This window comes from Citrobacter sp. Cpo090 (assembly GCF_030332665.1).
Classification (GTDB): domain Bacteria; phylum Pseudomonadota; class Gammaproteobacteria; order Enterobacterales; family Enterobacteriaceae; genus Citrobacter; species Citrobacter portucalensis.
On record NZ_JAOWHK010000025.1, the window covers coordinates 1,444,389 to 1,456,258 of the forward strand.

Consider the following 11,870-nt stretch of genomic DNA (forward strand, 5'->3'; position numbering starts at 1 on the left):
ATGGGAGGCTTCCCCTCCCTCTCGATTGCTACTCGGCACGGACAGACTATAAGCCTGATGGTCGTTCCCCACCAGGCCTGAAAACCGCAAAACGCCGAATAACAATCTTCGAGGGTAGCGCTGCTACCCTTTTTTTTCTGGAGTAGATTTATGTCTATAGACTGGAACTGGGGTATTTTTTTACAACAAGCCCCGTTCGGCAACACCACCTATCTCGGCTGGCTCTGGAGTGGCTTCCAGGTCACGGTCGCGTTATCCATCACCGCCTGGATTATCGCTTTCCTCATAGGCTCTTTATTCGGCATCTTACGTACCGTTCCAAATCGTTTTCTTTCCGGGATCGGCACGCTATACGTTGAGCTGTTTCGTAACGTTCCGCTCATCGTCCAGTTTTTCACCTGGTATCTGGTTATTCCTGAACTGCTTCCGGAAAACATTGGGATGTGGTTCAAGGCTGAGTTGGATCCCAACATCCAGTTCTTCCTCTCATCGATGCTTTGTCTGGGGCTGTTTACCGCCGCTCGCGTCTGCGAACAGGTTCGTGCCGCTATTCAGTCTCTGCCTCGTGGGCAGAAAAACGCCGCACTGGCGATGGGGCTGACGTTACCGCAGGCCTACCGCTATGTTCTGTTGCCAAACGCATACCGCGTGATTGTTCCGCCGATGACCTCAGAGATGATGAACCTGGTGAAGAACTCCGCGATCGCCTCCACCATCGGCCTGGTCGATATGGCTGCACAAGCCGGCAAACTGCTGGATTACTCCGCCCACGCATGGGAATCGTTTACCGCTATCACTCTGGCCTACGTCCTGATTAACGCCGTCATCATGCTGGTGATGAATCTCGTTGAACGTAAAATCCGCCTGCCTGGCAATTTGGGAGGCAAATAATGTACGAATTTGACTGGAGTTCAATCGTCCCTTCCCTGCCTTATCTGCTGGATGGGCTGATCATCACGCTGAAAATCACTGTTACGGCAGTGGTCATTGGTATTGTCTGGGGAACCATCCTTGCAGTAATGCGTCTGTCCAGCTTTGCGCCAATTGCCTGGTTTGCGAAAGGCTACGTCAACGTATTTCGTTCCATTCCGCTGGTCATGGTGCTGCTGTGGTTCTACCTGATTGTGCCCGGCTTCCTGCAAAACGTACTGGGCCTGTCGCCAAAAACAGATATTCGCCTGATCTCAGCGATGGTCGCGTTTTCGATGTTTGAAGCCGCGTACTATTCCGAGATTATCCGTGCCGGTATCCAGAGTATTTCTCGTGGGCAGTCCAGTGCCGCGCTGGCGCTGGGGATGACCCACTGGCAGTCGATGAAGCTCATTATTCTGCCGCAGGCATTCCGCGCGATGGTACCGCTGCTGCTGACCCAGGGCATCGTACTCTTCCAGGATACCTCGCTGGTCTATGTATTAAGTCTGGCAGACTTCTTCCGTACCGCCTCTACCATTGGCGAGCGTGACGGCACACAGGTTGAAATGATCCTGTTTGCTGGCGCCGTTTATTTTGTATTCAGTCTGAGCGCATCGTTGTTGGTCAGCTATTTGAAGAAAAGGACAGTTTAATGATTACCCTGAAAAATGTTTCTAAATGGTATGGTCACTTTCAGGTGCTGACCGACTGCTCCACAGAAGTGAAAAAAGGTGAAGTGGTGGTGGTCTGCGGCCCGTCAGGTTCAGGTAAATCAACGCTTATCAAAACGGTGAACGGGCTGGAGCCGGTACAGCAGGGCGTCATCACCGTTGATGGCACCGTGGTGAATGATAAAAAAACCGATCTGGCTAAACTACGCTCCCGCGTTGGTATGGTGTTCCAGCACTTTGAACTGTTCCCGCATCTGTCGATCATTGAGAACCTGACTCTGGCGCAGGTAAAAGTGCTTAAGCGCGATAAAAAGCCGGCCCGCGACAAAGCGCAAAAGTTACTGGAACGCGTTGGTCTGTCAGCACATGCCGAGAAGTTTCCAGCTCAGCTCTCAGGGGGCCAGCAACAGCGTGTCGCTATCGCCCGGGCGCTGTGTATGGATCCTATCGCCATGCTGTTTGACGAACCAACGTCAGCGCTTGATCCTGAAATGATCAACGAAGTACTGGACGTTATGGTTGAACTGGCCAATGAAGGGATGACCATGATGGTGGTAACCCACGAAATGGGCTTTGCGCGTAAAGTGGCGAACCGGGTGATCTTCATGGATGAAGGGAAAATTGTTGAAGACTCACCGAAAGAAGAGTTCTTCGCTAATCCGAAATCGGACCGAGCCAAAGACTTCCTCGCGAAAATCCTGCATTAATCTTGCTGGCGCGCACCTCCATGTGCGCGCCACCTCACGATTTATCTCTTCACTTCTCGAAACAGATACAGCCCAGCGTTAACCTTGTCACAAAGTCCCACTTACAAGGAGCAACAATGGCACTTCCTATCCTGTTTGATTGCGATCCAGGTCATGACGACGCTATCGCAATTGTTCTCGCCCTCGCCTCACCTGAACTGGATGTGAAAGCGATAACCTCATCTGCCGGTAACCAGACACCCGACAAAACGCTGCGTAACGTGTTGCGCATGTTAACGTTGCTCAACCGTACGGATATCCCCGTGGCCGGCGGCGCAGTGAAGCCACTGATGCGCGATCTGATTATTGCCGATAACGTCCACGGTGAGAGTGGGCTGGATGGCCCGGCGCTGCCGGAACCCGCTTTTGCGCCACTGGACTGTACCGCTGTGGAACTGATGGCGAAAACCCTGCGTGACAGCCTGGAACCGGTGACCATTGTCTCCACCGGGCCGCAAACTAACGTAGCATTGCTTCTGAATAGCTATCCGGAGCTGCACGCCAAAATCGCCCGTATCGTGATTATGGGTGGTGCAATGGGCCTCGGAAACTGGACGCCCGCCGCCGAGTTCAACATCTTCGTGGATCCTGAAGCCGCTGAAATCGTATTCCAGTCGGGTATTCCGGTGGTGATGGCTGGTCTGGACGTCACACATAAAGCGCAAATACATCGCGAAGATACCGAGCGGTTCCGCGCTATCGGCAATCCTATTTCGACGATCGTTGCTGAACTACTCGACTTCTTCTTTGAATATCACAAAGATGAAAAATGGGGATTCGTCGGCGCACCGCTGCATGACCCATGCACCATTGCCTGGCTGCTGAAACCTGAACTATTTACCACCGTTGAACGCTGGGTCGGCGTGGAAACTCAGGGTAAATATACCCAGGGAATGACCGTGGTGGATTACTACTTCCTGAGCGGCAATACGCCAAATGCCACCGTAATGGTGGACGTGGATCGCGAATGGTTTGTCGATTTGCTGGCAGAACGGCTGAAGTTTTACGCCTAATACACGCCGGATAGCGCTAACGCTCATCCGGCCTACAAAATCGTGCAATTTGTAGGCCGGATAAGACGCTTTACGTCGCCATCCGGCAATAAGCGATCACGGTTCAAACGGTCGGCGCTGAAACTGATCGTGTCCGCATTTCGGACATAGCGGCAGCACATCCGGGGTGTAAACCGCTAAATGGAAGTGGCACTTCTCGCAGACCAGATTACCTAATCCGACCACCTCGCCGCTGTGATAAACCCCGTGATGACTGAGGTCCTGGAACACTTCGCGCCATTCGAGCTGCGTTTTATCAGTAATATCGGCTAGTTCTTGCCAGATACTCTCCTTGATAACCCGCATAAAGACGCTGTCTGTCTCCTCATCGAGACTTTCTTCATAGCTCAGAGCAAACTCTTCCAGGTCGCGTCTGACGGCCCGGGTGACCTCTTCCACCTCGGTTCGCGTTAACTCCCCGGTCTGCATAACTCGTTGACGCGCCTGCTCCACCAACGCATCGATATCGCGTTCGCCATTACGCAGACGTTCGCTCAGTGAAGCCACCAGTTCACGGTAATATTGAGCAACCTTGTTCATCGCTTCGCCTCCTGGGTCGTTAACTGTCTATAATAATAGACGTTATTTACGCTACGCTTTGCAAGACTGTCCACAGAGTGTGTAAATTCGTGCAAGAATTATCCTTGCGGGAATTCAACGCTGAATGCGCGAAAGGCTGTTTTGGCGCGGGCGTTTGGGCTATGCTATGCGGATCTGAAACACCACATCTAGAGCTACGTTTGTAGCTGTATTGAAAACAGGACCACTGGCTGCCATGCAAGAGCAATACCGCCCGGAAGAGATAGAATCCAAAGTACAGCTTCACTGGGATGAGAAGCGCACATTTGAAGTTACCGAAGACGAGAGCAAAGAGAAGTATTACTGCCTGTCTATGCTTCCCTATCCTTCTGGTCGACTACACATGGGCCACGTACGTAACTACACCATCGGTGACGTGATCGCCCGCTACCAGCGCATGCTGGGTAAAAACGTACTGCAGCCAATTGGCTGGGATGCGTTCGGTCTGCCTGCGGAAGGCGCAGCGGTTAAAAACAACACCGCGCCGGCACCGTGGACGTACGACAACATCGCATACATGAAAAACCAGCTCAAAATGCTGGGTTTCGGTTACGACTGGAGCCGTGAGCTGGCGACCTGTACCCCGGAATACTACCGCTGGGAACAGAAATTCTTCACCGAGCTGTACAAAAAAGGCCTGGTGTACAAGAAAACGTCTGCGGTCAACTGGTGCCCGAACGACCAGACCGTACTGGCGAACGAACAGGTTATCGACGGCTGCTGCTGGCGTTGCGATACCAAAGTCGAGCGTAAAGAAATCCCACAGTGGTTCATCAAAATCACCGCTTACGCTGACGAACTGCTGCGTGACCTGGATAACCTGGATCACTGGCCTGACACCGTGAAAACGATGCAGCGCAACTGGATTGGCCGTTCTGAAGGCGTGGAAATCACCTTCGATGTGAACGGTTACGACAACACGCTGACCGTTTACACCACCCGCCCGGACACCTTTATGGGTGCGACCTATCTGGCCGTTGCCGCAGGTCACCCGCTGGCGCAGAAAGCTGCTGCAAATAACCCAGAACTGGCCGCCTTCATTGACGAATGCCGCAACACCAAGGTTGCTGAAGCCGAAATGGCAACCATGGAGAAGAAAGGCGTCGACACGGGCTTTAAAGCTGTTCACCCGCTGACTGGCGAAGAGATCCCGGTTTGGGCAGCAAACTTCGTCCTGATGGAATACGGTACGGGTGCAGTCATGGCCGTTCCGGGCCACGATCAGCGCGATTACGAGTTTGCGACAAAATATGGCCTGACCATCAAGCCGGTAATTCTGACCGCTGAAGGCGCAGAGCCGGATCTGTCTGAACAAGCCCTGACCGAAAAAGGCGTGCTGTTTAACTCCGGTGAGTTTGACGGCCTCGGCTTCGAAGCTGCCTTCAACGCCATTGCTGACAAGCTGGTAGCGAAAGGCGTAGGCGAGCGTAAAGTGAACTACCGTCTGCGTGACTGGGGTGTTTCCCGTCAGCGTTACTGGGGTGCGCCAATTCCGATGGTCACATTGGAAGACGGTACCGTACTGCCGACGCCAGAAGACCAGTTGCCGGTTATTCTGCCGGAAGACGTGGTTATGGACGGTATTACCAGCCCAATCAAAGCCGATCCAGAGTGGGCAAAAACCACCGTTAACGGCATGCCTGCGCTGCGCGAAACCGACACCTTCGATACCTTTATGGAATCCTCCTGGTACTACGCGCGCTACACCTGCCCGCAGTACAACGAAGGGATGCTGGATCCTGAAGCGGCAAACTACTGGCTGCCGGTTGATATCTACATTGGTGGTATTGAACATGCCATCATGCACCTGCTCTACTTCCGCTTCTTCCACAAGCTGATGCGTGATGCGGGCATGGTCAACTCTGACGAACCGGCTAAACAGCTGCTGTGCCAGGGTATGGTGCTGGCCGATGCGTTCTATTACGTTGGTGCAAACGGCGAGCGTAACTGGGTTTCTCCGGTTGATGCCATCGTTGAGCGCGACGAAAAAGGTCGTATCGTCAAAGCTCAGGACGCAGAAGGTCATGAACTGGTGTATACCGGCATGAGCAAAATGTCCAAGTCGAAAAATAACGGTATCGACCCGCAGGTCATGGTTGAACGTTACGGCGCCGACACCGTACGTCTGTTCATGATGTTCGCTTCTCCGGCTGATATGACGCTGGAATGGCAGGAATCTGGCGTTGAAGGGGCGAACCGCTTCCTGAAACGTGTATGGAAGCTGGTTTACGAACATACTTCCAAAGGCGATGTTGCTGCCCTGAACGTTGATGCGTTGAGCGAAGACCAAAAAGCGCTGCGTCGCGACGTGCACAAAACCATTGCTAAAGTTACCGATGATATCGGTCGTCGTCAGACCTTTAACACCGCAATTGCGGCGATTATGGAGCTGATGAACAAGCTGGCGAAAGCACCGCAGGAAGACGAACAAGACAGAGCCCTGATGCAGGAGGCGTTACTGGCCGTCGTTCGCATGCTGAACCCGTTCACCCCACACGCTTGCTTCACGATGTGGCAGGCGCTGAAAGGCGAAGGCGATATCGACAACGCACCGTGGCCGGTGGCAGACGAAACCGCAATGGTTGAAGACTCGAAGCTGGTTGTTGTTCAGGTGAACGGTAAAGTCCGTGGCAAAATTACCGTTCCGGTAAATGCGACAGAAGAACAGGTTCGTGAACGTGCTGGCCAGGAGCATCTGGTGGCAAAATATCTTGATGGCGTTACCGTACGTAAAGTGATTTATGTACCGGGTAAACTCCTCAATCTGGTCGTTGGCTAAGCGCGGGAGGAAGCGTGCGACTTCTGACAACATTGTTGTTATCTCTGGCGGTGCTTGTCACCGCCGGGTGTGGCTGGCATCTGCGTAGTACTACGCAGGTTCCACCCTCAATGAAAACCATGATCCTGAACTCTGGTGATCCGAACGGCCCATTAAGCCGCGCGGTTCGTAATCAGCTGCGTCTGAACGGCGTTACGCTGCTTGAAGACGGTACAATGCGTAAAGATGTGACATCCTTACGTCTTGGCGCGGTCAGCATTTCGCAGGATACGGCGTCGGTATTCCAGAACGGTCAAACGGCTGAATACCAGATGGTGATGTCCGTAAGTGCTACCGTGCTGATCCCAGGTCATGATATTTATCCAATCAGCGCCAAAGTTTATCGTTCGTTCTTTGACAACCCACAGGCTGCACTGGCGAAGGATAACGAGCAAGAGATGATCGTTAAAGAGATGTATGACAAAGCTGCTGAACAGTTAATTCGTAAGCTGCCAAGCGTACATCTGGCCGATACTCAGTCATCCAGGGCTGATGCTGAGCCTGCGGTGAATAAAGCCGAGGCGCCTGCGTCATCTCCGGCGCGTGTCTCCACCACGCTGGGTAACTGATGCTCAAGTTGTACCCTGAACAACTCCGCGCACAGCTCAATGAGGGGCTACGCGCGGCGTATTTGCTCTTAGGTAACGATCCTCTCTTATTGCAGGAAAGCCAGGACGCCATCCGTCAGGCTGCTGCCACGCAAGGATTCGAAGAACACCATGCCTTCACTCTGGACAACAGCACCGACTGGGGAGAGATTTTTTCACTCTGCCAGGCGATGAGCCTGTTTGCCAGCCGTCAAACCCTGCTCCTGCAGTTGCCTGAAAATGGCCCTAATGCTGCCATTAACGAACAGCTCGCTTCACTCGTCACACTGCTACATGACGACCTGCTGCTGATTGTTCGCGGCAACAAGCTGACTAAAGCGCAAGAAAACGCCGCATGGTATACCGGACTTGCCAATAATGCGGTGCAGGTAAGCTGCCAGACGCCGGAGCAAGCACAGCTCCCGCGTTGGGTCGCCGCCAGAGCGAAGCTTAACAATCTGCAACTGGATGACGCAGCCAATCAGCTGCTGTGTTATTGCTATGAAGGTAATCTTTTAGCACTGGCACAAGCGCTGGAACGGCTGGCATTGCTTTGGCCTGATGGCAAATTAACGCTGCCTCGTGTGGAGAAAGCCGTTAACGATGCCGCGCACTTTACCCCGTTTCATTGGGTGGATGCGCTGCTGATGGGCAAAAGTAAACGCGCGCTGCACATTCTGCAACAGTTACGCCTGGAAGGCAGTGAGCCGGTTATTTTGCTGCGTACGATACAGCGTGAATTACTGCTGTTGGTCAACTTAAAACGGCAGTCAGCCCATACGCCTTTGCGCTCGTTGTTTGATAAACACCGGGTGTGGCAAAATCGTCGGGGTATGATAGGAGATGCGCTAAACCGGCTGAATCCGGCGCAGTTGCGTCAGGCAGTAACGTTGTTAACGCGTACGGAAATTACGCTTAAACAAGACTATGGTCAGTCAGTGTGGGCAGAACTTGAGGGACTTTCCCTTTTGCTTTGTCATAAATCGCTGGCCGATGTTTTTATTGATGGTTGATATGAAATCATTGCAGGCTCTGTTCGGTGGCACCTTTGATCCGGTGCATTATGGTCATCTTAAACCGGTTGAAATTCTGGCGAATCTGATTGGCCTTTCCCGGGTTATTATCATGCCCAATAACGTGCCGCCGCATCGTGCGCAACCCGAAGCGTCCGGCGAACAACGTCAGCGCATGGTTGAACTGGCCATTGCCGATAAGCCGTTGTTCTCGCTCGATGAACGCGAACTGAAACGTGATACCGCTTCCTACACCGCACAAACGCTCAAAGAGTGGCGCGAGGAGCAAGGTCCGGACGTGCCATTAGCATTTATTATTGGCCAGGACTCACTGCTCACTTTCCCTTCCTGGCATGACTACGACACGATTCTGGGTAACACCCACCTTATTGTGTGCCGACGTCCGGGCTATCCGCTCGAAATGGCGCAGGAAAAGCACCAGCAGTGGCTGGAGGATCATCTGACCCATTCGCCAGATGACCTGCACAACCTGCCTTGCGGGAAAATTTATCTGGCTGAAACGCCGTGGTTTAACATCTCCGCCACGCTCATCCGTGAGCGTCTGGAAAAAGGCGAGCCGTGCGACGACCTGATGCCTGGCGCAGTGCTTGACTATATCAATCAGCAGGGGTTGTACCGCTAAGCACCTTGCGTAAAGCCGCCAACAGGCGGTAATTTTCTTCCTGGCTGCGAACGGCTACCCGATAATAGCGCGCATCCAGCCCCGGATAGTTGGCACAACTGCGAATCAAGACATGTTGTTCCAGCATTGCGTGTTGCAGATCAATATCCGCCCGCTCGCAGCGCAATAAACGATAATTTGCCCGACCGGGATACGCCGTCAGGCCGGGCAGTTCTTTCAACTGCCGATCAAACCTCGCGCCCTCTTGCTCCAGCCACTTCCACGTTGCCTGCTGATATGCGCTGTCGCGTAAAATAATCTCTCCAGCCAGTGCAGCAAATGCGTTAATTGACCACGGCATTTGCCTGCGGCGCATCTGTGCAACATCCTGTTCATTACTGTTGACCAGATACCCCAGACGCAGCCCCGGTATCGCATAGAACTTGGTGAGCGAGCGCAGCACCCAAATATGCGGGTTATCCCGAAGCAGCGGAATAAACCCCTGCTCCCCGGCAATAAAATCGATAAACGCTTCATCAAGGATCAGATTGATCCCAAGCCGTTCACAACGCGCGGCTATTTCGCGCAGCAGGCGGTTATCTGGCAGCAAGCCGGTGGGGTTATTGGGCGTACAAAGAAACAGGCAGTCCAGCTCTGAGGTTAACGCATCGAGGATCGCATCGTTAAGCTGCCAGCCATCATCTTCGCGCAGCGCAAACTCATGGATCGTACAATCTCCCCATTGCAGCGCCCGACGATATTCAGCAAACCCAGGCGTCACGATCATCGCATGGCGTGGTTTAAGACCTTGCACCAAAGTGAAAATCGACTCAGTCTCACCGTTTCCGGCAAGTACCCATGAGGCAGGAATCTGATGATGCTCCGCCAGCGCTGCATGCAGTTTAGCGTAATCAACATCCGGGTAACGCTCCGCGCAGTCCAGATTGTCGACGATCGCGCGTTTTAAACTTGCTGGCATACCCAGCGGATTAATATTCGCGCTAAAATCCAGCAATTGTTCAGGCGAGATGCCCAACAGTTCAGCGGCTTCTCGGGTATTACCGCCATGCGCGCTCTTCAATAAAGACATCGTGCCGCTCCACGCAAAAAAAGGTATTTTAGTGAAAAATCACTGCGCAATCAGGGCAAACATCATGTTTTGTGCGAATAACCTCAAGAGGAAAAAATGAGACTCTGGTTAGTACGTCATGGCGAAACTGAAGCCAATGTCGCTGGTTTATACAGCGGCCACGCCCCCACACCGCTAACGGAACGGGGTATCGCTCAGGCGCAAACACTGGGTACGCTGTTACGCCATGTGCCTGTCGACAACGTTCTGTGCAGCGAGTTGGAACGTGCCCGCCATACAACGCAGTTGATCTTAGGCGATCGCGAGGTCCCTGTGCGCAACATGCCTGAGCTTAATGAAATGTTTTTTGGTGACTGGGAAATGCGCCATCATCGCGATCTGGCGCGCGAAGACGCCGAAAACTACGCCGTGTGGTGTAACGACTGGCAGAATGCGACACCAACCAATGGTGAAGGTTTTCAGGCGTTTTCCCAGCGCGTGGAACGCTTTATTGCTCAGCTCGCTGATTACAAAACGTGCCAAAACCTGCTGGTGGTGAGCCATCAGGGTGTTCTGAGCGTGTTGATCGCCCGTCTGCTGTCCATGCCGGCTGCAGCAATGTGGCATTTTCGCGTCGAACAAGGTTGCTGGAGCGCAATTGATTTTTGCGACGATTTTGCGGTTCTGAAAGTGCTTAACAGCCGGGCTGTATGGCGCGACGGGGAGTGAAAGCACTGTTTTTTCTGCCGAAGGGCTTCTCTCCCATTGACACCCCATGACAGGCTGTTATTCTCCGCAACCTGACTTTTCCCGCCCTTCAGAGCTTTGCAGAAATTGTTTTACAAAAATGGCGATGCATTCTGCGGCGTGGGGTGGGATGATAGCGCACTTCAAAAGCGCTTTCGGAGACATTTGTCCCGATATCGCCTCTGGTTCAGGTATACTAACAGACGTTTTTAACTCTTTTCACCCAGGGGGAACACTTGCAGGGTAAAGCACTTCAGGATTTTGTAATCGACAAAATTGATGACCTGAAAGGTCAAGACATCATCGCCTTAGACGTTCAGGGCAAATCCAGCATCACTGATTGCATGATTATCTGCACCGGCACATCCAGCCGTCATGTAATGTCTATCGCAGACCACGTTGTTCAGGAGTCCCGCACTGCAGGCCTGCTGCCGCTCGGCGTAGAAGGCGAGAACGTCGCAGACTGGATCGTCGTTGACCTCGGTGATGTGATTGTCCATGTGATGCAGGAAGAAAGCCGTCGCCTGTATGAACTGGAAAAACTCTGGAGTTAATGCGTGAAGCTGCAACTTGTCGCTGTGGGTACGAAAATGCCTGACTGGGTGCAAACCGGTTTTACGGAGTATCTCCGTCGGTTTCCAAAAGATATGCCTTTTGAGCTGATCGAAATCCCGGCAGGAAAGCGCGGCAAGAACGCGGATATTAAACGCATTCTCGACAAAGAGGGTGAGCAGATGCTGGCTGCCGCAGGCAAGAACCGCATCGTCACCCTTGATATCCCTGGTAAACCCTGGGACACGCCGCAGCTGGCGACTGAACTGGAACGCTGGAAACTGGACGGTCGTGACGTCAGTCTGTTGATTGGCGGGCCGGAAGGTCTCTCTCCTGCCTGTAAAGCGGCAGCGGAACAAAGCTGGTCACTCTCTGCGTTAACCCTTCCTCACCCTCTCGTTCGGGTTCTGGTCGCGGAGAGTCTGTACAGGGCGTGGAGCATCACCACCAACCATCCTTATCACCGTGAGTGATCATTGATTCTTGAGTAGATTAAGCAGCG

13 protein-coding genes are annotated in these 11,870 nt (G+C 53.0%); 11 read left to right on the forward strand and 2 right to left on the reverse strand.

Annotated features, from left to right (window positions below):
* Window positions 1-150: 150 nt before the first annotated feature.
* The 4 genes from gltJ (at window position 151) to rihA (ending at window position 3,342) form a co-directional block, all read left to right on the forward strand.
* On the forward strand, window positions 151-891 hold the full coding sequence (gene gltJ, locus OGY83_RS09710) for a glutamate/aspartate ABC transporter permease GltJ (RefSeq protein ID WP_003831316.1): 741 nt from the start codon (window positions 151-153) through the stop codon (window positions 889-891).
* The gene (gene gltK / locus OGY83_RS09715; protein ID WP_003022757.1) at window positions 891-1,565 is read left to right on the forward strand and encodes a glutamate/aspartate ABC transporter permease GltK; all 675 of its coding nucleotides are present in this window, start codon (window positions 891-893) and stop codon (window positions 1,563-1,565) included. The genes gltJ and gltK overlap by 1 nt, the downstream gene beginning before the upstream one ends.
* On the forward strand, window positions 1,565-2,290 hold the full coding sequence (gene gltL, locus OGY83_RS09720; protein WP_003022754.1) for a glutamate/aspartate ABC transporter ATP-binding protein GltL: 726 nt from the start codon (window positions 1,565-1,567) through the stop codon (window positions 2,288-2,290). Before gltK ends, gltL begins: the two co-directional genes overlap by 1 nt.
* A gap of 116 nt (window positions 2,291-2,406) precedes the next feature.
* Window positions 2,407-3,342 (forward strand): pyrimidine-specific ribonucleoside hydrolase RihA, encoded by a 936-nt coding sequence (rihA, locus tag OGY83_RS09725; protein ID WP_286635766.1) that lies wholly within the window; start codon window positions 2,407-2,409, stop codon window positions 3,340-3,342.
* A gap of 96 nt (window positions 3,343-3,438) precedes the next feature.
* Here rihA and OGY83_RS09730 read toward each other — a convergent pair whose 3' ends face one another.
* Window positions 3,439-3,921, reverse strand: a complete 483-nt coding sequence (locus OGY83_RS09730; RefSeq protein WP_006685521.1) for a zinc ribbon-containing protein — start codon at window positions 3,919-3,921, stop codon at window positions 3,439-3,441.
* Window positions 3,922-4,156: 235 nt separating this feature from the next.
* Here OGY83_RS09730 and leuS point away from each other — a divergent pair, with 235 nt between their 5' ends.
* The 4 genes from leuS to nadD are packed head-to-tail and all read left to right on the forward strand — an operon-like array spanning window position 4,157 to window position 9,021.
* Window positions 4,157-6,739, forward strand: coding sequence for a leucine--tRNA ligase (gene leuS, locus OGY83_RS09735; protein WP_139762564.1), 2,583 nt, complete (start codon window positions 4,157-4,159; stop codon window positions 6,737-6,739).
* Window positions 6,740-6,753: 14 nt separating this feature from the next.
* The gene (lptE, locus tag OGY83_RS09740; RefSeq protein ID WP_286635767.1) at window positions 6,754-7,347 is read left to right on the forward strand and encodes an LPS assembly lipoprotein LptE; all 594 of its coding nucleotides are present in this window, start codon (window positions 6,754-6,756) and stop codon (window positions 7,345-7,347) included.
* Window positions 7,347-8,378 (forward strand): DNA polymerase III subunit delta, encoded by a 1,032-nt coding sequence (gene holA, locus OGY83_RS09745; RefSeq protein ID WP_286635768.1) that lies wholly within the window; start codon window positions 7,347-7,349, stop codon window positions 8,376-8,378. Before lptE ends, holA begins: the two co-directional genes overlap by 1 nt.
* A gap of 1 nt (window position 8,379) precedes the next feature.
* The gene (nadD, locus tag OGY83_RS09750) at window positions 8,380-9,021 is read left to right on the forward strand and encodes a nicotinate-nucleotide adenylyltransferase (protein ID WP_194211068.1); all 642 of its coding nucleotides are present in this window, start codon (window positions 8,380-8,382) and stop codon (window positions 9,019-9,021) included.
* On the opposite strand, the gene cobD is transcribed toward nadD, so the two are convergent.
* Complete coding sequence (gene cobD / locus OGY83_RS09755) at window positions 8,996-10,090, reverse strand: threonine-phosphate decarboxylase CobD (protein WP_286635769.1); 1,095 nt, start codon at window positions 10,088-10,090, stop codon at window positions 8,996-8,998. The two genes, nadD and cobD, sit on opposite strands and share 26 nt — an antisense overlap.
* Window positions 10,091-10,186: 96 nt before the next feature.
* Here cobD and OGY83_RS09760 point away from each other — a divergent pair, with 96 nt between their 5' ends.
* The 3 genes from OGY83_RS09760 to rlmH all read left to right on the forward strand — a co-directional run bounded on the left by OGY83_RS09760 (window position 10,187) and on the right by rlmH (window position 11,841).
* Window positions 10,187-10,798, forward strand: a complete 612-nt coding sequence (locus OGY83_RS09760) for an adenosylcobalamin/alpha-ribazole phosphatase (protein ID WP_286635770.1) — start codon at window positions 10,187-10,189, stop codon at window positions 10,796-10,798.
* A 254-nt stretch (window positions 10,799-11,052) separates the two neighbouring features.
* Complete coding sequence (gene rsfS, locus OGY83_RS09765) at window positions 11,053-11,370, forward strand: ribosome silencing factor (protein ID WP_003022728.1); 318 nt, start codon at window positions 11,053-11,055, stop codon at window positions 11,368-11,370.
* Between the two features lie 3 nt (window positions 11,371-11,373).
* Window positions 11,374-11,841 (forward strand): 23S rRNA (pseudouridine(1915)-N(3))-methyltransferase RlmH, encoded by a 468-nt coding sequence (gene rlmH / locus OGY83_RS09770; RefSeq protein ID WP_003022725.1) that lies wholly within the window; start codon window positions 11,374-11,376, stop codon window positions 11,839-11,841.
* The last annotated feature ends 29 nt before the right edge of the window (window positions 11,842-11,870 follow it).